We start from the raw sequence: 19,912 nt of genomic DNA, 5'->3' as shown, positions 1-19,912 counted from the left end.
GACATGATGTGTTCAGGAGATAGGTATGACAAGAACCCGAAGGAGCTTCACGGACGAGTTCAAACGTGAGGCAGTGAAGCTGTGCAAGCAGCCAGGAGCCACGGTCACGAACATTGCGCGGGACTTGGGTATCCAGACCAGCGTGCTCAGGCGGTGGGTCACCCAGGAACGTGGCGGAGTGTTGGACCTTAGGCCGAACCGGCCGCTTCGCAGTGAGGCCGCCACTGAGGTGGAGCGGCTGCAACGCGAACTACGCCGCGTGACCACGGAGCGCGACATCCTAAAAAAAGCGCTCGGCTACTTTGCAAAGGACCCGCAGTGAAGTACGGCTTCATCGCGCGGCATCGTAGTGTCTGGCCCACCCGCACCATGTGTCGGGTTCTGGCGGTCTCCCACAGCGGCTTCTACGAATGGATGGACAGAGCGCCGAGCCAGCGCAGCCAAGACGACGCCAGGCTCACCCGCCTCATCCGAGAGAGCTTCGAACTCAGCGACCGAACCTACGGCAGTCCACGCGTCTGGCACGACCTTCGAGCGCTGGGGGAGACCTGTGGGATGAATCGGGTCATCCGGCTGATGCACCTGGCCAAGCTGCAAGCCCGCCACAAGCGACGCAGGCTACCTGGTGATACGGGCAGCAGGCTTGAGAACCATATCGCGCCCAACCATCTGCAGCGCGACTTCGAGGCCAGTGGTCCGAACCAAAAGTGGGTGGCTGACTTCACCTACATCTGGACGGCTGAGGGCTGGCTGTATGCGGCAGCGGTGATGGACCTGTACTCACGCCGCATCGTGGGGTGGTCGATGAGCGACACCATGCAGGCCAAGATGGTGAGCGACGCTTTGTTGATGGCCCTTTGGCGGCGCGGCAAACCCAGCTCGCTGATGCATCACTCGGACCAGGGCAGCCAGGGCGGATTCAACTGGTCGTCGCAACACCTTCAACCAGGAGGTGTTTATGGGGCGACCCGCAGGATGGATGAAGCAATTGACAGGGAGAGACGCGATGCGCTCTCCGGGGGCTCCTTCGCTTCGGCGAGAAGTCGAGCGCCAGTTCTGGGTACAGATTGCAACCGGGATCACCAGTGAGCGGGCAGCCGAGGCGGTAGGCGTATCGCAGGCGGTGGGCTCGCGCTGGTTCCGGCATCGTGGAGGCATGCCATTGTTCATGTCGAAACCTGTATCTGGAAGGTATCTGTCGTTCGCGGAGCGAGAGGAGATTGGACTTCTGCGAGCTCAAGATGTCAGTGTGCGGGAGATAGCTCGTCGTATTGGTCGAAGCCCTTCAACTGTTTCGCGGGAGTTGACGCGCAACGCTGCGACCCGCAGTGGCAAGGTCGAGTACCGGGCGTCAGTCGCGCAGTGGAAGTCCGATCTGGTCGCCAGAAGGCCCAAGCCTGCCAAGCTTGTGACGAACCAGCGTTTGCGCGACTATGTCCAAGACCGCCTGGAGGGCAAGATCCTCGATGCCCAAGGGCGGGAGGTGGCTGGACCTCGACAAGCTCCTTTCATCGGCCGCAACAAGCCTCATCGTGGTGACCGAAAATGGGTCAATGGCTGGTCGCCAGAGCAGATTACTAACCGCCTGCAGGTCGACTTCCCTGATGATCCGTCCATGCGCATCTCTCACGAAGCCATCTATCAGGCGCTCTATATCCAAGGCAGAGGTGCCCTCAAGCGTGAGCTTGTGAGCTACCTGCGTACGGGGCGTGCATTGCGCACCCCACGGGCCAGGTCCCAAGCCAAGGCATGGGCACATGTGAGTGAAGAGGTGATGATCTCCAGTCGCCCTGCTGAGATAGAAGATCGCGCTGTCCCCGGTCACTGGGAGGGGGACCTGATCATCGGCCTGGACAGGTCGGCCATTGGCACACTGGTGGAACGGTCAAGCCGTTTCACCATGCTCGTGCACTTGCCGCGCGAGGAAGGCTATGGACTAACGCCTCGAACAAAGAATGGTCCTGCGCTGGCGGGCTACGGAGCCATAACCATGGCCAACGCCCTCAAGAGAACAGTGACGAAGCTGCCTACCCAGCTATGCCAGTCATTGACTTGGGATCGTGGCAAGGAGCTGTCCGACCATGCACGGTTCACTATCGAGTCCGGGGTGAAAGTCTTCTTCGCCGATCCTCGCAGTCCATGGCAGCGCGGCACGAACGAGAACACAAACGGGCTGCTGCGCCAATACTTCCCAAAAGGCACCGACCTGTCTCGTTGGAGCGAGCACGAGATTCAAGCCGTGGCACTGACCTTGAACAACAGGCCACGCAAGACGTTGGGTTGGAAGACTCCGGCAGAGGCGCTGAATGACTACCTAAAATCGGCTGACCAACCCGGTGTTGCGACGACCGGTTGAATCCGCCCAGTACACCAGCGACGACTTCCAGCGGTTGCTCAAGGCACAAGGCATCACCTGCAGCATGAGTCGTCGAGGTGAATGCTGGGACAACGCTGCGATGGAGAGCTTCTTCTCGTCGATGAAGACCGAACGGCTCAGCCGCAAGGTCTACCGGACAAGGGAAGAAGCCAGGTCCGACGTGTTCGACTACATCGAGCGCTTCTACAACCCGGTGCGTAAACACTCAAAGCTAGACTTCCTCAGCCCAGTCAACTTTGAGCAAGGCTTAATGGGCTAAGCAAACCGTCCGGGAAACTGGGGGAAGCCCAGCTCGTACCAGTAGAGGCCTGATTGGTTGTCCGACTCGTGCTCCCAGTCATCCTCATCATCTTCTTCGTCAGACTCGGAGTCGAGTAGGAGAGCTAGGGCCACATGGGCTCGACCGTCATTGCCGTTGGCTGCTGCCTGCAGCCCCTCCACGATCCATTGACTGTGGAGGTTCAGCCCTAGGGGGTAATCGTAATTACTGTCTTCATGCCGGGCTTCTTCATCCCACTCCCATGAGTCGGTGTCGGTTGGCGTTGATTTCGCCTCGATTTCCAATTGCCCGAACAAGAGATGATGGAGCACGTCATCGATGGGGACTACTCCAAGCTTTTCCGACTGCAGTTCCGCGCAAATCAGTGCAGCTACAGGTGACGCCTCGTCGGGGGAATAACCCAGCATTTGGGCACGCTGCTCAGCAGCTGACGGATCGAGCTGAGCGTAGCGGACTTTCAATGCATCTGAAGGCATGGGGCACAGCAGCCCTCGCGCCTTCAGTGCAGCGTAGGACTTGTCTCCATAGGCCGCGGCGGTGAGTTCGTAGATGTGGGTACGCTTTAGAGTCAGCCCAGAGGCTGCTGCTATCCGGGCGTGAGTCTGGTGGGCAAACGCTTTGACATTCATGATTAAACCTTTCTTCAGCGAGTACGTGAAGTCGAGCATGCGCACACGTTTAAATCTCGACGACGCACTCTGAAAAGAGGTCGAACCAAGAAGAAAATATAAGTCAAGAGGGGTGAGCCTGTTTTTGCTCGTGTGCAAGCACGGTGGGCACCGATGTTTGATTATATCGATGTGTGTTGGACACGCAATACACCGCCTAGTGCAGCCGGCCAATGGCTGGCACGCGAGGCTCCCAAGGTTGCGACCTCGGACGTTCTCAAGCCGCGCGCTACGCTTCAATCACCCGGTGTACCGCCTACTTGTGTGTGACCACTGCAGCGGGGACACATTCGAGGGCCATGTCGGGTACGCGACCGGCCGCTTCGGGGCGTCGAATTCACGGCAGCGTATGTCGCTGATGGGTCGGGCACCGACACTCCCCGATCTGATCTGCTTTCCATCAAGCCACCGCCCGCTGAACGAGTGCCAGTTTCATCAACCAGCGCATTTCATGCAGATCGATGTCGCGCATCGCAATGGCTTTGGCGCCGTTCGACAGTCAGCCACTCACCTCGAATCGGGTGCTTTCGCCGCCTTCGACGTCAGAAGAATGGCAATGCCAACCGCTGCGGCGATCAACGAACCGATCAGTATGGCCAGTTGGGCTTCGCGCTCGAAGTGCGTGCCGGCAAACGCCAGGCCGCTGATGAACAGCGCCATGGTGAAGCCGATGCCAGCCAGGAAGGCGGTGCCAATCAGTTGCGGCCAGGTTGCGCCTTCAGGCAGTTCGGCCTGCCCCGTCTTCACGGCCAACCAGCTGGCCAGGCCGATGCCGACCGATTTACCGAACACCAGCCCAACCATGATGCCCAGCGGCACGGCCGTTGGCAGCGTGCGCAACACCGTGGCATCGATAGCGACGCCTGCGTTGAACAAACCAAACACCGGCAAGATGCCGTAGGCGACCCACGGCTGCACCATACGCTCGAGACGCTGCAGTGGTGTCGTGCCGGCATCTAGGCTGCCCTCGATCGCACCAATGATAGCGACACGATCGGGGTCCATCGCGTCGGGCTTGTTGTCAAGAGCCTGAGCCTGGATGTCGTCGGCGCCGCGGCGGATGACCTGCGGCAGAGCGCCCGGTGCGATCTTCACGCGCGCAGGCACGAACAGCGCCGTTAGCACACCGGCCAGCGTCGCGTGCAGGCCTGACATGTAAAAGCCGGCCCACAAGCCCAGCCCAAGCAGCAGGTAGATCCATGCTCGACGCGCTCCAATGCGGTTGGCTTCCCACAGCGCCAGCAGCATCATGGCGATCACGGCGACGCCCTGCCACTCGATCGACGGCGTATAGAAAATCGCAATGACCAGCAGCGCACCGATGTCGTCGACGATGGCCAGGGCCACCAGGAAAACCTTCAGCGCTTCGGGGATGCGCGAGCCAAGGACGGCCAGCGCGCCGAGCGCAAAGGCGATGTCGGTCGCCATCGGAATGCCCCAGCCATGGGCGCCGGCGCCGTTGAAGTTGAAGCCAGCGTAGATCAACGCCGGAAACACCATGCCGCCCACGGCGGCCACGATCGGCAGCATCGCCTTGCGCCTTTGTGCCAGCTCACCCACCAGAAACTCGCGCTTGATCTCAAGCCCGACGCTGAAGAAGAAGATTGCCATCAGACCGTCGTTGATCCAATGGCGAAGGTCCAGCCGCAGCGTCTGTTCGCCGAGTGAAATGGCGAGTGGAATGCCCTGCAGCTGCTCGTAAGCCCATGCCCACGGCGAGTTGGCCCAGGCGAGCGCCAAAATGGCGCAGCCCAGCAGCACCGTGGCTCCAGATGCTTGCCGTTGTGCGAACCGCTGGAACGGCCTTGCCACGTTGTCCGCGGTGCGCTCGGCCTTCGTTCGGTCCAGCAACTCTTCATCACGCGCCAGATCACCCGTGCTCATGGTGGGGGGGCCACACCGCGCACCGGGTGGTTGCACCCGCTTCTCGGGGTGCGTATTGGAAGGCTCTTGGGCGTGGGACTCATCCTTGAACATTGTCGCGATCCCTGTGTGCAGCACCGTTCGCTACCGCACAGACGGTGTGCACACGAGCGGACCAGACTGCAGTGGTGCTGAACGCCAAGCTGTTCGACAGCCGTGCCACTGGACCGCATGACCGCCGTCCGGCAGGCCGTGCAGGATGCTGCCAACGCGCTGCCTGACGACCTGGGCAAGCGACTGGGCGAGGCCGTTCAGTTGACCGGCGCCGATCGCGAACAGGTCACTGCGGCCGACCACCAGGCCATCGCACAGCACCGCTCCTGGCGCCGGTTGATTCGACCCCGGCCCCACCCGCCACCGAATCTGAGTCGAACCGGCACCACAGAAGGAAGCAGCATGAAGAGCACGCACACACCCGACACACTCACCCTCGCCAACCTGGCCGAACTCGCGTCGTTCCAAGGACGACCTTGCCTGTCGCTCTACCAGCCTACCCACCGCCGCCACCCGGACAACCAGCAAGACCCGTTGCTGTTTCGGCGCCTGGTGAAAGCGCTGGAGACATCGCTGCAAGGCCAGCACACGGCCGACACCGTCCAGACCCTGATCCAGCCGTTCGAGGCCCTCGCACAGGACCACGGCTTCTGGAACCACACCCTTGATGGCCTGGCGGTGCTGGGCGCGCCCGCGCTGTTCCGTGTGTTCCTGCTTCAGAAGCCTGTGGCCGAGCTGGCTGTGGCGGCCGACAGCTTTCACACCAAACCGCTGCGCCATGGGCTGCAATCGACAGGGCGGTACCAGGTGCTGGCGCTGAGTCTGCACAAGGTGGCGCTCTACGAAGGCAACCGCAGCGTGCTTGATGCCGTGGCGCTGGCGCCCGGTGTGCCGAAAACGATGACCGACGCGCTCGGCAGCGAACGCACCGAACCGCACAGCAGCGTGTCGTCTTATGGCGGCGTCGGTGGTGGCCACATGGCCATGCACCATGGCCAGGGCGGCAAGAAAGACGAGATCAACAGCGACGCCGAGCGATTTTTCCGCGCGGTGGACCGCGCCGTGCTGGAACACCATTCCAAGCCATCGGGCCTGCCCCTGATGCTGGCGGCATTGCCCGAGCACCACCACCTGTTCCACGCTGTCAGCCACAACCCCTACCTGATGATCAACGGCCTGATGGTCGACCCCCAGGGTCTGACACAGGGTGACTTGTGCCAGCGGGCCTGGGACGTGGCAGCGCCGCAGCAGGTGGCTCGGCAGACCGCATGGGGCGATGCCTACACCGCCGCCGCAGCCAAGGGGCTGGGCAGCGAAAACCTTGCACAAATCGCCCATGCCGCTGTGGCCGGCCGCGTGGCGACGCTGCTGATCGAGGCCGATCGCCAGGTGGCAGGCCGGATCGATGCATCGACCGGGCGCATCGACCCCGGCGAGCTCGAGCACCCACGCGTGGACGACGTGCTCGACGACTTGGGCGCGCTGGTTGAAAAGATGGGCGGCCAGGTCCATGTGCTGCCGGACGCACACATGCCCTGCCGCACCGGTGCAGCGGCGAGCTTTCGCCACTGATCCGTCCCCACTGATTTTTTTGTCATGGTGGCAGCGCCGCGTCGCCCACCGCCTTTGTCCACAACCCCACAGGAGAACCCATGAAAGTCCAACTCAATACCGATATCTACATCAACGGCTCCGAGGCTTTGGCCGCTCAGGTGAGCTCCACAGTCGAGCAGGCGCTGGCGCGCTTCGACGAATACGTCACCCGTGTGGAAGTGCATCTGAGCGACGAAAACGGCCACAAGAGTGGGCAGCAAGATCACCGCTGCATGCTGGAGGCCCGTCTAAAAGACCGGCAGCCGGTGGCGGTGACCGACAAAGCCGCCACGCTGGAGCAGGCGGTGCACGGTGCGGCGCAGAAGCTGGCACATCTGCTGGACAGCACGCTCGGGCGGTTGCACGACCATCGCGAAAGAACGTCCGGCCTTCCCTTGTCTGGAACGGAACCCCCACAAAACGAATGACGAATGACCACCACGACGACCGCTAACGGTCACAAGGCCTTGCTACACACTGCGAAAGCTGCTCCGTCAGGCACCGGACCGCGCAATGCCCGATGACTGCGTGATTGGGCTGTCCACCCATTTCCCCAAAACCCCTCAAACGAGCCGTGCCGGGCATGCGCTCCACGGCGCTTGGCGGTCGTCCGCAAGACCTGCTTGCCTTGCTGTTTCGGTATGGCGTCACGTCCATGGCTGGACACAGCCATGTTCGGTGGCGCACAGACAGCTGCCCATCACCAGGCTACCTTGGCTCACCCTTTGTTTATAGGAACACGCATGTCGCAAACGAGTGATGAATTGGGCGACCACACCATCAGGGAGCTTGCGCCGACCGCAACGGTGACAGACCGGCCCTGGATCACCCGCTTCTGCGAACCGGTCATCGAACCGGGGCATTCAGGTTGGCGCGGAAAGCCCTCCGTCCGCCTGAGGTTGGGCACCACGCTGGCCGAAGCTCAAGCCATTGCGAGCGTCCTCTCAACCCGTGTGAACCGCGTGTGCCATGTCACACCACAAGTCCTGGCTTCGACATAAATACAACCGGCGCTGGGACGAAATCGTGCACCCCACCGATGCCAGCGCAACCGCACACCTTCAGGAGATGACAAGATGAGCAACGTACCCAAAGCGAGCAGCCAACCGGCCTCCGCTGAACCGGTCAAAGACCGCTTTCCCACCGCCTACACCATCCTCTTTGCGCTCATCGCTGTGATGGCCGCACTCACCTGGGTGTTGCCTGCGGGCCAGTACGAACGGGCGGCCAATGCGGCGCTGGGCAAGGATGCACCGGTGCCTGGCACCTATCAGGTGGTTGAGGCGGCACACCAAGGTGCGCTTGACGTGATCATGGCGCCCATCTCCGGTTTCTACAACCAAGCCACGGGCATGGCCAACGCCATCGACGTGTCGCTGTTCGTGCTCATGATCGGCGGCTTTCTCGGGGTGGTGAACGCCACAGGCGCCATCAACAACGGCATCGAGCGCGTCATGGTGCGCATGAAGGGACGCGAGAAGTGGATGATCCCTGTCTTGATGCTGCTGTTTGCCGCCGGTGGCTCGACCTACGGCATGGCCGAAGAGACACTGGCCTTCTACGTGTTGCTGATCCCGCTCATGATCGCCGTCGGTTACGACGCGCTCACCGGCGTGGCGGTGATCATGGTGGGTGCCGGGGTGGGCGTTTTGGGGTCGACCATCAACCCCTTCTCGACCGCCATCGCGTCCAATGCGGCCGGCATCCCATTCACCCAGGGCATGGCCTTGCGGCTGGTGATTCTGGCGCTGGGCTGGTTGATCTGCGTGGCCTATGTGATGCGCTACGCCGAACGGGTACGCAAAGACCCGTCAAAGTCGCTGGTGGCCGATCTCAAAACGAGCAATGAAGCGCATTTTTTGCGTGACCAGGAAAGCCATCGCCGAGCCCTGCTCAGTGGCAAGCAAAAAATCATTCTCGGATTGTTTGGCGCCACCTTTGCCGTGATGATCTGGGGCGTGTCCATGCAAGGCTGGTGGATGGCGGAAATGTCGGCCTTGTTTCTGGCATCGGCCGTCGTCATTGGCTTCGTCGACTGGATGGGTGAAAAACCCTTCACCTCGGCCTTTGTCGACGGCGCACGCGATCTGCTCGGCGTGGCGCTGGTGATCGGCCTGGCACGTGGCATCGTGATCATCATGGACCAGGGCAGGATCACCGACACGATTCTGCACAGTTTCGAAGGCTGGATCACCGGTATGTCCAACGTGGCCTATGTCAACGCGCTGTTCGCCACCGAAGGCCTGCTCAGCCTGCTGGTGCCCTCAACCTCGGGGCTGGCAGTGCTCAGCATGCCCATTCTGGCGCCGCTGTCGGATTTCGCCGGCGTTCCGCGGCATCTCGCGGTCACCGCCTTCCAGACCTCAATCGGTATCACCAACCTGGTGACCCCCACCTACGCGGTGGTGGTCGGGGGGCTGGCGATAGGCCGAGTGCCTTACCAGCGCTGGGTGCGCTTCATCTGGCCTTTGATGCTGATGCTGGCCTTGCTCAGCATGGCTTCGCTCAGCGCGGCGGTGTTGCTGTGAACGCGCCGACCAAACCCGTGGCAACGCCCCATCAACTGGGCGCGTACTCCGAAGTCGGCAAGTTGCGCCGCGTGCTGGTGTCTGCGCCAGGCCTGGCGCACGAGCGCCTCACCCCGGCCAACTGCGACTCGCTGCTGTTCGACGACGTGTTCTGGGTGCAGCAAGCGCGCACCGACCATTTTGACTTTGTCACCAAGATGGAAGAACGCGGAGTGGAAGTCTTGGAAATGGGCGAGCTGCTCGGCGAGACCCTGGCCATCCCCGAAGCACGCGACTGGGTGCTGGAGCGCAAACTCACACCCGACCAGGTCGGCGTCGGCATGCTCGACGAGCTCAGGGGCTGGATGAAGGAGATGCCTGCGGCCGATCTGGCGCGCTACCTGATTGGCGGCGTGGCGGTGCACGACCTGCCGTTCAAACCGGACGGCATGTTTGGCCCCTACACGGGCGCAGAGGGCTTTGTGCTGCCTCCGCTGCCCAACATGCTCTTCACGCGCGACACCAGCGCCTGGATTTACGGTGGCGTCACGCTCAACCCCATGCACTGGCCTGCGCGCCGCCAGGAAACCCTGCTCACCGCAGCGGTCTACCGCCACCACCCCACTTTTGCGCAGGCCGACTTCTCCGTCTGGTGGGGCGACCCCGATGTGGACCACGGCCCAGCCACGCTCGAGGGCGGCGACATCATGCCCATTGGCCAGGGCGTGGTGCTGGTCGGCATGGGCGAGCGCAGCACGCCGCAGGCCGTGGGCCAGTTGGCGCAGGCGCTGTTCAAGGCGGGCGCGGCAACCCGGGTGGTGGCTTGCCAGATGCCACAATCCCGCGCGGCCATGCACCTCGACACCGTGTTTTCATTTTGCGACCGCGACACTGTGACCAGTTTCGTGGAAGTGGCGAACCAAATCGTCTGCTACAGCCTGTACCCAACCGATCGGGGTGGCATCGAATACCGCCGAGAGGAGAAGCCGCTGTTTGACGTTGTGGCCAACTGTCTGGGCCTGAAGAAGCTGCGCGTCATTCCGACCGGCGGCGACAGCTACGAACAGGCCCGCGAGCAATGGGACGACGGCAACAACGTCATCGCGCTCGAACCCGGCCTGGTGGTCGGCTACGACCGCAATACCCACACCAATACCCAGTTGCGCAAGGCCGGCATCGAGGTCATCACCATCCGAGGCAGCGAACTGGGCCGCGGACGGGGCGGTGGCCACTGCATGACCTGCCCGCTCTGGCGCGAAGCTTTGGCGCCCTGAACCCTCCACACAACGAACCCGGAACAATCCATGAGCTTCAATCTGAAGAACCGCAGCCTGCTGACGCTGCGCGACTACACCACTGGCGAAATCAGCTTTCTGCTCAAGCTCGCCGCCGATCTCAAAGCCGCAAAATACGCCGGCACCGAGCAACCCACGCTCAAAGGCAAAGAGATCGCGCTGATCTTTGAAAAAAGCTCCACGCGCACCCGCGTCGGCTTTGAGGTGGCGGCTCACGATCAAGGTGCCACCGTCACCTACCTTGGCCCCTCGGGCACCCACATCGGCCACAAAGAATCGATCAAGGACACCGCCCGGGTGCTGGGCCGCGTGTACGACGCCATTGAATACCGCGGCTTTGGTCAGAACGTGGTGGAAACGCTGGCCAAGTGGTCGGGCGTTCCGGTCTACAACGGCCTCACCGACGAATTCCACCCAACCCAGATCCTGGCCGACCTGCTCACCATGCGCGAGCACAGCGAGAAGCCTCTGCGCGAAATCGCCTTCTGTTTTCTCGGCGACGCCGGCAACAACATGGGCGACTCGCTGCTGATCGGAGCCGCCAAGCTGGGCATGGACGTGCGGCTCTGCGGCCCCAAGTCGCTCTGGCCCATTGACAGCATCGTGGCCGAGGCGCAAACGCTGGCGAAGGAAAGCGGTGCCCGTATTTTGCTGACCGAAGACGTGGCCGAAGGCGTGAAAGATTGCGATTTTCTGTACACCGATGTCTGGGTCTCCATGGGCGAGCCCGAAGCGGTCTGGGCCGAGCGCATCCAGTTGCTGATGCCCTACCAGGTGAACGCCGAGACCATGAAGAAGACCGGCAACCCGCGCGTGCGCTTCATGCACTGCCTGCCGGCCTTCCACAACACCGAGACCGAAGTGGGCGCTCAAATCGAGAAAACGCACGGCATCACCGCCATGGAGGTGACCGACGAGGTGTTCGAGAGCCCTGCCTCCATCGTGTTCGACCAGGCGGAAAACCGCATGCACACCATCAAGGCGGTGCTGGTGGCCACCTTGGGAGGCTGAAATGGCAATCAACGGCAAAGCCAAGATGAAACTCGTGGTGGCACTGGGTGGCAATGCGCTGCTTCGGCGTGATCAGCCGCCCACGGCAGACAACCAGCTGGAAAACATCCGCCGTGCCGCGGCCCAATTGGCGCGCGTGGCCGCGGACAACGATCTGGTACTGACGCATGGCAACGGCCCGCAAGTGGGTTTGCTCGCGTTGCAGGCCGCGGCTTATGTGAATGTGGACGCGTATCCGCTGGACGTTTTGGGGGCCCAGACCGACGGCATGATCGGCTACCTGCTGGAACAGGAACTGGCCAACCTTCTGCCGGCCGCACGAGCAGTAACGACGCTCATCACGCGGGTGGAAGTCGATGAAGACGACCCTGCCTTTCACCACCCCAGCAAGCCCATCGGGCCGGTGTACACCCAGGCCGAATCGGAGCGCGTGGCCGCCGACAAGGGCTGGGTCATGGCGCCGGACGGTGATGCTTTCCGCCGCGTCGTCGCGTCGCCCCAGCCGCTGCGCGTGCTCGGGCTCCAGGCCATTCGCTGGTTGCTGGAACACGGCGCAGTCGTCATTGCGGCCGGTGGTGGCGGCATTCCGGTGGCGAGCACAGGATCTGGTGAAAGCCTGCAAGGTGTGGAGGCCGTGATCGACAAGGACTTGTGCACCAGCCTGCTCGCACGCGATCTTCAAGCCGATGTGCTGGTCATCGCCACCGACGTCCCAGCGGTCTACCTCGACTGGGGCCAGCCCACGCAGCGTGCCATTGACAAAGTGACGCCGCAGGCTCTGGCCCAGCACGACTTCGCAGCGGGCTCGATGGGCCCAAAGGTCGCGGCCGCTTGCGCCTTCGTCCTCGCCACAGGCCAACGCGCTGTGATCGGATCTCTCGATCAGATCGAAGGCATGCTCGCCGGCACAGCAGGCACGCAGGTCTGCACCGAAGCGGCTGGTGGAGTCAACACCCTGTGAAGCTGTTCACCGTGCTTTTCTTTTGAACCGCCTTCCAAGAAGTTGGACAGTTGGGATCCCGAAAATCATGCCTGACGTGGACTGAAGTCCACGGTGCCTCTGATCTCGCACGGCACGAAGCGGCCAGGCCCATCTGGCGCCGACTCACCCGGACGGCGCACACACGCACAGGCCGCGGCCTGCCCTTACCGCATTGACATCAGCCTGCGCGCGGTGCCGCAAGGTCTTCACTGGGCAAGGCACGATGCCTCGAGACGCCGCTTTCACCCAGGCGCGGGGCATGGAGCAGCAAGGTTTCGGCCTAGATCCGGCCGTGCGTAGCAGCGGCGGCGAGGGCACAAGCGTCTCGAAAAGCTGTGGTGGTCGATCATGCGACCGGCGTTGGCCAACGAACGCGTGCAGATCAACGGCGCCGAACAGCCCATGCTTGAGCTCAAACGCACTGGCTCGACAGCCCCTCCCACATGGTGGTGTCGCCGCTGGGGACCCATTGCTATGGGCCCTGCGCAAAGTAGCCATCGAACACCCTCCAGCTTCGCACAACAAGATTCCTGACTCCGCTTGCTCGGTGGCCGTGGGTTATAAAGGGGCTGGAAGCACATCCTAGAATCTTTTTTTCAACTTATGAGTATCAGATGACAACTGCCAAAAAGCAAACCGCATTCAACCGTGCCCTCACTCCCAGCGCCGAGCTAGCCGCTGTGATTGGAGCAACGCCGCAACCCCGCACCGAAGTTGTGAAGCTCATGTGGGAATACATCAAGGCAAACAATCTGCAAAACCCGAAGAACAAGCGAAACATCTTGGCGGACGCCAAGCTCAAGGCCGTCTTCGGAAAGGATGAAGTCACCATGTTCGAGATGACTGGGCTGGTGGGCAAGCACCTGAGCTGAGTGGAAACCACGGGGTCCTTTTTCATGACCCGGCGCCGTACGGCGAGCGATAGAGGACCCATGCGCATTTTCTGCTGCTGCAGCACCCGCCAAACTCGACATGCTGTACTTGGGAGCCTGCGCGGCAGAAAGAACATCGGCTGCGATCCTCGGTTTTCGCGAGTTTCGCTGCGGTACCATCTGCCGCGCAGACGCCTGGCGGCGGGTATGAGGCGCGGATCGGTCAGCCTGTGGGGTAGCGTCGGTCGGCCCCCAACCGAAAGCGGGCTTCGATGGAGCCGCCCGATTGGCCGGTCGGTAACCCCGCCGAACCGGCGGTTTTGAAGCTCGCCTCACAAGCTTGTTTCGCTTGGCCTCCATCCAGGGGCAATATTCCACACCACAACCCGGCTCTGGCCGGGTTTGTTGTTTGTGGCTTCCCCAGTGGCTCTTCCAGCATCAATGCCGCATGGTGGTGAGCGTGGATGCCTCTGGTTTCGTCCAGATCAAGCGTACCGGCCGGCTTCAAAACAGTGATGGCGACCACCCCCACGATATGCGGGGCATCCCTGCTGCATACACAGGGCCAAAAGGCTCGGCTCGGCGCACGGGCCCTTCACTCAGCCCCAACAAGCAGACAAAAAAAAGCCACCCTTGCGAGTGGCTCTTTTTGAGCAGCAGACCCAGGCGATTGCCTGAGCCTACCGCCAGTAACGCGATCAGCGAATAACCGACAGCGTGGTGCGCTCACCACCGCGGAATGTCATCAACGTCAAAGCGCCGTTCTTGATGTCGCCTTTTTCGTCAAAAGCGATATTACCGGTCACACCTTTGTAGTTGGTTTTCTTCAACTCTGGCAGGTACTTGACTGGGTCAGAAGAATTGGCTGCCACCATCGCAGCGGCCATGACTTTCACAGCGTCGTAGACGTAAGGAGCGTACACCTGAACTTCTTCACCGTACTTGGTCTTGAAGTCGGCGCGGAATTTCTCCATGCCCACTTTTTCTTCGCCTTCAACGCCACCAGCTTCTGCACAGTAGACCTGGTCATCGGCCATGCCGTCGCCAGCCAGTTTGGGCAAGGAAGCCGAGCAAATGCCATCACCGCCCATGAATTTGGCTGTGATACCGAGCTGCTTCATCTGCTTGAGCATGGGACCGGCAACGGCGTCCATACCGCCAAAGAACACCACGTCAGGCTTCTTGGCCTTCAGAGTGGTCAGGATGGCGTTGAAGTCGGTGGCTTTGTCGTTGGTGAACTCACGACCCACAACGGTACCGCCAGCAGCGGCCACGCCTTTTTCGAACTCGTCAGCCACGCCTTGACCATAGGCCGTGCGGTCGTCGATCACGGCCACGTTCTTGGCCTTCAGGCTTTCCACTGCGTACTTGCCGAGCGTGCCACCGAGGTGCACGTCATCAGCCACCATGCGGAACACGCCAGCGTAACCCTGACGGGTGTACTTGGGGTTGGTTGCCGAAGGCGAGATCTGTGGAATGCCAGCGTCGTTGTAGATCTGGGAAGCTGGAATGGTGGTACCGGAGTTCAGGTGACCAATCACGCCGGCGACTTTGGCATCAACCAATTTCTGAGCGGCAGCGGTGCCCTGCTTTGGATCGCCTGCGTCATCTTCGGCCAGCAGCTCGAACGTGGCGGGCGCGCCGTTGATGGTCAAGCCAGCAGCATTCAACTCTTCGATCGCCATCTTGGCGCCGTTTTCGTTGTCCTTGCCGAGGTGGGCAATAGCGCCACTGGTTGGGCCCACATGACCAATTTTGATCACAGCGCCTGCTGCAGGAGCTGCAGCGGCCACTGGAGCAGCTGCGGTTTCTGCGGGTGCAGCAGCTTCTTCTTTTTTCCCACAAGCGGCAAGGGCGACGGCCGCTGCGATGACGGCCAGTTTCAGGTTCAGGTGCATAGCGATCCTCAGAAAGGAATGAAAGTTAAGACGCGGAGGGAACTTTTTTCTCCACACCCATAAAGATAACCGAAAAAGACACCCGTGACGCGAGTGTACCCATCAGAGTGCAGTGGACTACGGGTTTGCCCCCACCCGAATCAGACGGCGGAATGCACCATTAGCAACACATTTGCAACATATCTGGACACGCCAGGGCCTCAGGCCTTCGGCGCTCGAATCTGATCAAGATCGTGTGCATACGGTTCCTGACCACCGGACTTGTAAGCTTTCCAGCGAACACGGGCCTGAGCCACCTCGGGCGCAAAGGCCGTCACCACCTCAATGATGCGCTCAAAACGCTCGAAACCCTCTGGAACGGCGGCATCCAGGTTCACCAACACGCTGGCCTCAAAGTCCTGCCTCAAGGGAACCTGCGCGGTGAGAAAAATCGGCGAGGCTCTCTGTACATGGGACGGAGCTGAATCCCCACAGTGGGGGACAAAATCGGCGCCCTCCAGACGCCAAAGCGCCTGATCTAGCTGGGTGAGTTCGCTCTCCAACCCAAAGACGACCACCCGCGCACCGCGCGCATGGGCCTTGCGCAACAGACGGCAGGTGTAACCCAGCTTGTCCGGTGCGTTGAGGTGAAAGGCGATATCAGGCATGGGACGTGACAGTGGAAGAAGCCGCCCCCCCCGCCGAATGATTGCCCGGCATGAACATCACCGCGCGGCGGACTTGCGCGTTGCTTTGACAGCGACCGAAGTACCGGGTTTGCGCTTGCTGACGCTCTTGCGGGGCGCTGCTGCTGTCTGGCTGGCCTGGTCCGCCAGAAATTGCAGCAGCAAGGGCACAGGGCGACCGGTCGCACCTTTGGCGGCTCCACTCTTCCACGCCGTTCCAGCGTTGTCCAGGTGGGCCCAATTTAGGGTCCCGGTGAATTTTTGCAAGAATTTGGCCGCTGTGATGGCACCGCCGGCGCGACCCGCCACGTTGCCCATGTCTGCGAAATTGGACTTGAGCCCTTCGCTGTACTCGTCGTCCAGCGGCATGCGCCAGCACAGGTCCTGCGACCGTTCGCCCGCCGCAGCCAGCGCATCGGCCAGATCATCGTTCGCGGAGAAAAGACCGGAACGCACCGCGCCCAGTGCAACGACGCAGGCCCCGGTCAAGGTGGCAATGTCGATAACGCAGCGGGGCTTGAATCGGGCCGCATAGGTCAGAGCGTCACAAAGAATCAGCCGGCCTTCTGCATCGGTGTTCAGGATTTCGATGGTTTGCCCGCTCATACTGGTGACCACATCTCCGGGCTTGATGGCCAGGCCATCGGGCATGTTCTCGCAGCTGGGAATGATGCCCACCACATTGATGGCCGGCTTGAGCTCGGCCAGTGCGGCAAAGGTACCCAGGACACTTGCGGCGCCACCCATGTCGTACTTCATCTCATCCATTTCGCCAGCTGGCTTGATCGAAATGCCACCGGTATCGAATGTGACGCCCTTGCCCACCAGCACCACCGGGGCGCTGGTCTTGGCGGCTCCGGTGTAGTGCATCACGATGAAACGGAGCGGCTCAGCGGAACCTTGGGCAACGGCCATGAAAGCGCCCATGCCCAGTGCTTTAACCTCTTTGAGGCCCAGCACTTCGGTCTTGATACCGGGTTTGCGCCCCAATTGACGGGCTGCATCGGCGAGCATGGTTGGCGTGGCGTGGTTGCCCGGGCGATTGGCCCACTCTTTGGCGAACTCAACGCCCGACAAAGCCGCCTGCCCCATGTTGAACTCGCCTTTTGCGGCGGCCACGTCCATGACGCCAATCGTGACCTTGGTCAAGGTGCGCGCTTTGGCGGTCGGCTTGGTGGCGGTGTAGACATAGGTTGCATCGGCACAGGCCAACATGACCGAGCGGATGGCTGCGGTTTCTGACTCCAGCAAACCAAGGAACACCACCATCTTCTTCAAACCAGCGGTTTTGACCAGCGCGGTCGCGCTGAGCAGGGCTTTGCGCACCGACGAAGGCGACCCGTCGCCTGCCCGTACCAGCACGACGCGGGTAGCCTTGACACCGGCGGGCCTGTAACACATGAGCGCCTTGGCCACGCCTTGCTCCAGATCCCCTTGCTTCAGTACACCCTGGGTGAGTTCAAGCAGCGCCGAAGCAGCCTCAGAACTCAAAGCAGGGGTGTCAGGCACCAGAACCACCAAAGCATCGGTGGCGAGCTTATCTGCCTGAGCAAGCGAAAGGGATTTGAGTTCGAAGTCCATAATTGTGTATTCCTTAATATTTTTTCGATGTTATTCCATTCTTCAATAAGAACCGAGCTGGCGCGCAGTTTCGGCGCAACCCTGGTGGTTTTGTTCACCATCGTGTTGACAATGCTGCTGATCCGTACGCTGGGTGCTGCCTCAAGGGGCAGCGTCAACCCGGAAGAAGTGATGCTGGTGTTGGGCTACACCGTGCTCGGCTACACCCAGACCATCCTGACGCTGGCCCTGTTCATTGCCACGGTGTCGACACTGGCCCGCATGTACCGGGACAGCGAGATGATCATCTGGTTTTCCAGTGGGCGCTCGCTCGCCGGCTTTCTGGTCCCTGTCTTCCGATTTGCCTGGCCCATTCTGGCGGTGATCGCGCTGATGATTCTGTTTGTCTGGCCCTGGGCCAACAGCCAGACGGCAGAGTTGAGCGCACGCTTCACCGGCCGCGGCGATTTGCAGCGCGTTGCGCCAGGACAGTTCCAGGAATCGTCTAGCGGGCGGCGGGTCTTTTTTATCGACAAAGACACGGCCGACGGCGCTGAGGGGCGCAATGTTTTCATCTCCAGCCTGGAAAAAGATGGGCGGGAGACCGTGACATCGGCCAGCTCCGGGCGTGTGGAGAACGTGGGCGATCAGTCATACCTTGTGTTGCGCAAGGGGCAGCGCCTGGAAGTCGACGCAAAAACCGGACGCACAAAAGTCAGTGACTTTGAGGAGTACGGGGCCCAGATCGGCGCCACCAAAGTCCGCGGCGTGAGCAGCGACGCGCTCAAAGCCCGAACCACCTGGCGTTTGATCAACGAGCCCAGTCTCCCGAACAAAGGGGAGCTCGTCTGGCGCATCGGCGTGGCTCTGACGGCTGTCAATCTTGTGCTGTTGGCCGTGGCCACCACAGTGAGCAACCCCCGGGCGGGGCGCGGCGGAAACATGATGTTCACCCTGTTTGCCTTCGTCGTGTATTTCAACCTGCTCAACATCGGCCAGCGCACAGTGAGCACTGGGCAGATGAGCGTGGTGCAGTTGCTGGTAGCGCTCCATGGAACTGTGTTTGTCCTGTGCGTCCTTTGGCTGTTCAAACGCCACCGCAACTTCAGCTTCAGAGGCTGGACACAACGAATCTTGCGTCGCGGCGCACCCACTGGAGCCGCAGCATGAAAACCATTCGGCGACTGATCTACCGCGAGGTCTTGATCACCACAGGTTTTGTGTTGTTGGCCTTCCTATCCCTGTTTTTCTTTTTTGATTTTGTCGAGGAGCTGGGCTCTCTGGGCAAGCCATCACGCTTGCAACCCGAGGTGGTATACGAGGTGCGCCACGCGCTGCTCTATGTCGCCTTGCTCATGCCGAATCGGGTTTACGAGTTGATGCCCATCTCGGTGTTGATCGGATCCATTGCCGTGCTGGCGCGCTTTGCGCAGACCTCGGAATACACGATCTTGCGCACCAGCGGACTCGGCCCCTGGAAGGCACTGCGATTGCTGCTGGGCCTGGGGCTGTTGTTTGTCGCCCTCACCTTTGCCGTGGGTGACTATGTGGCACCCCTGGCTGACAAGACAGCCCAGCTGCTCAAAGCTCGCTACCAGGGGCGCATCAGTCTCGGACAGACGGGCGCCTGGTTGAAAGAAAAGCAGACTGCCAGCAATTTTGCCGTGAATGTGGGCTCGCTCTCACCCAGGGGCTCCTTGGGTGAAGTGCGGATCTTCGAGTTTGATAACCAGGGATCGCTGGTCTCGACCACTGAGGCCGAGAGTGGGCAAATCGGCGCAGATGAGACCTGGGCTCTCAAATCTGTGCAGCGGCGCGTGTTCGAAGCGCCGGGCAAACAGTCTGCCCGCATTGTGCGCAGCGAGCTGCCCGAATACCGATGGCCCAGCTCCATATCCGCAGAGATGGTTTCGGTGGCCTTGCTCAAGCCTGAGCGCATGCGCACCACCGACCTCTATGCTTATATCCAGCATCTGGACGCCAATGGTCAGACCGCACAACGCTACGAAATTGAGTTCTGGCGCAAAGTGTTTTATCCATTGAGCTGCCTGGTGATGGTGGTGCTCGCCCTGCCCTTTGCGTACTTGCATTTCCGCTCTGGCAGCATCACTGGCTACGTCTTCGGCGGTGTCATGATCGGCATCAGTTTCTTTTTGCTGAACAATGTGTTTGGTTATATCGGCAACCTCAATCAGTGGCAGCCCTGGTTGGCGGCTGCTTCTCCGGCGATGATTTATTCGGTGTTTTCGCTCGGGGCTTTTGGTTGGCTGGTTCTCAGGAGGTGATG

17 protein-coding genes and 1 pseudogene are annotated in these 19,912 nt (G+C 61.2%); 13 read left to right on the top strand and 5 right to left on the bottom strand.

The window, feature by feature from the left end; all coding sequences use genetic code 11:
• The first annotated feature begins 25 nt into the window (after positions 1-25).
• From E5678_RS05195 to E5678_RS05180, 4 genes and pseudogenes are all read left to right on the top strand, one after another.
• Positions 26-322 carry a transposase gene (locus E5678_RS05195; protein WP_136177535.1) on the top strand — a complete coding sequence of 99 codons (297 nt, stop codon included), beginning with the start codon at positions 26-28 and terminating at the stop codon, positions 320-322.
• Positions 319-1,089, top strand: a complete 771-nt coding sequence (locus tag E5678_RS05190; RefSeq protein ID WP_136177534.1) for an IS3 family transposase — start codon at positions 319-321, stop codon at positions 1,087-1,089. Before E5678_RS05195 ends, E5678_RS05190 begins: the two co-directional genes overlap by 4 nt.
• A complete protein-coding gene (locus E5678_RS05185) occupies positions 980-2,356 on the top strand; it encodes an IS30 family transposase (RefSeq protein ID WP_136177533.1) in 1,377 nt (458 codons plus the stop codon). Before E5678_RS05190 ends, E5678_RS05185 begins: the two co-directional genes overlap by 110 nt.
• Positions 2,355-2,636: pseudogene (locus E5678_RS05180) on the top strand (integrase core domain-containing protein); the annotation flags it as partial. The gene E5678_RS05185 and the pseudogene E5678_RS05180, both read left to right, overlap by 2 nt.
• On the opposite strand, the gene E5678_RS05175 reads toward E5678_RS05180, so the two are convergent.
• Both E5678_RS05175 and nhaA read right to left on the bottom strand, forming a co-directional pair.
• Positions 2,633-3,325, bottom strand: a complete 693-nt coding sequence (locus tag E5678_RS05175) for a hypothetical protein (protein WP_136177532.1) — start codon at positions 3,323-3,325, stop codon at positions 2,633-2,635. The pseudogene E5678_RS05180 and the gene E5678_RS05175 overlap by 4 nt on opposite strands.
• Positions 3,326-3,832: 507 nt before the next feature.
• Complete coding sequence (gene nhaA, locus E5678_RS05170) at positions 3,833-5,209, bottom strand: Na+/H+ antiporter NhaA (protein ID WP_136177531.1); 1,377 nt, start codon at positions 5,207-5,209, stop codon at positions 3,833-3,835.
• Between the two features lie 210 nt (positions 5,210-5,419).
• Here nhaA and E5678_RS05165 point away from each other — a divergent pair, with 210 nt between their 5' ends.
• The 7 genes from E5678_RS05165 to E5678_RS05135 all read left to right on the top strand — a co-directional run bounded on the left by E5678_RS05165 (position 5,420) and on the right by E5678_RS05135 (position 13,502).
• Positions 5,420-6,814, top strand: a complete 1,395-nt coding sequence (locus E5678_RS05165; protein ID WP_210731991.1) for a hypothetical protein — start codon at positions 5,420-5,422, stop codon at positions 6,812-6,814.
• Between the two features lie 80 nt (positions 6,815-6,894).
• A complete protein-coding gene (locus E5678_RS05160; RefSeq protein WP_136177530.1) occupies positions 6,895-7,263 on the top strand; it encodes an HPF/RaiA family ribosome-associated protein in 369 nt (122 codons plus the stop codon).
• A 648-nt stretch (positions 7,264-7,911) separates the two neighbouring features.
• Positions 7,912-9,363: a YfcC family protein gene (locus E5678_RS05155; protein ID WP_136177529.1), complete on the top strand. Its 1,452-nt coding sequence runs from the start codon at positions 7,912-7,914 to the stop codon at positions 9,361-9,363.
• A 17-nt stretch (positions 9,364-9,380) separates the two neighbouring features.
• Positions 9,381-10,616, top strand: a complete 1,236-nt coding sequence (arcA, locus tag E5678_RS05150; RefSeq protein ID WP_136177528.1) for an arginine deiminase — start codon at positions 9,381-9,383, stop codon at positions 10,614-10,616.
• Between the two features lie 30 nt (positions 10,617-10,646).
• On the top strand, positions 10,647-11,648 hold the full coding sequence (gene argF / locus E5678_RS05145; protein ID WP_136177527.1) for an ornithine carbamoyltransferase: 1,002 nt from the start codon (positions 10,647-10,649) through the stop codon (positions 11,646-11,648).
• A 25-nt stretch (positions 11,649-11,673) separates the two neighbouring features.
• Complete coding sequence (gene arcC, locus E5678_RS05140) at positions 11,674-12,609, top strand: carbamate kinase (RefSeq protein WP_136180637.1); 936 nt, start codon at positions 11,674-11,676, stop codon at positions 12,607-12,609.
• A gap of 635 nt (positions 12,610-13,244) precedes the next feature.
• Positions 13,245-13,502, top strand: a complete 258-nt coding sequence (locus E5678_RS05135; protein WP_056275206.1) for an SWIB/MDM2 domain-containing protein — start codon at positions 13,245-13,247, stop codon at positions 13,500-13,502.
• A gap of 698 nt (positions 13,503-14,200) precedes the next feature.
• Here the strand turns inward: E5678_RS05135 and E5678_RS05130 are convergent.
• The 3 genes from E5678_RS05130 to E5678_RS05120 form a co-directional block, all read right to left on the bottom strand.
• Entirely contained in the window at positions 14,201-15,400 is a 1,200-nt protein-coding gene (locus E5678_RS05130) for a branched-chain amino acid ABC transporter substrate-binding protein (protein ID WP_136177526.1), read from the bottom strand.
• Positions 15,401-15,600: 200 nt separating this feature from the next.
• On the bottom strand, positions 15,601-16,047 hold the full coding sequence (locus E5678_RS05125) for a DNA polymerase III subunit chi (protein ID WP_136177525.1): 447 nt from the start codon (positions 16,045-16,047) through the stop codon (positions 15,601-15,603).
• A gap of 57 nt (positions 16,048-16,104) precedes the next feature.
• A complete protein-coding gene (locus tag E5678_RS05120) occupies positions 16,105-17,646 on the bottom strand; it encodes a leucyl aminopeptidase (protein ID WP_136177524.1) in 1,542 nt (513 codons plus the stop codon).
• 27 nt (positions 17,647-17,673) lie between these two features.
• Here E5678_RS05120 and lptF point away from each other — a divergent pair, with 27 nt between their 5' ends.
• On the top strand, positions 17,674-18,795 hold the full coding sequence (lptF, locus tag E5678_RS05115) for an LPS export ABC transporter permease LptF (RefSeq protein WP_136177523.1): 1,122 nt from the start codon (positions 17,674-17,676) through the stop codon (positions 18,793-18,795).
• Positions 18,792-19,910 carry an LPS export ABC transporter permease LptG gene (gene lptG / locus E5678_RS05110; RefSeq protein ID WP_136177522.1) on the top strand — a complete coding sequence of 373 codons (1,119 nt, stop codon included), beginning with the start codon at positions 18,792-18,794 and terminating at the stop codon, positions 19,908-19,910. The genes lptF and lptG overlap by 4 nt, the downstream gene beginning before the upstream one ends.
• Positions 19,911-19,912 lie beyond the last annotated feature (2 nt).

Origin of the sequence: Hydrogenophaga sp. PAMC20947 (assembly GCF_004795855.1) — a bacterium.
GTDB lineage: Bacteria > Pseudomonadota > Gammaproteobacteria > Burkholderiales > Burkholderiaceae_C > Hydrogenophaga.
Note: the sequence above shows the minus strand (reverse complement) of the source record. Positions and strands in the feature narration are given on the sequence as shown.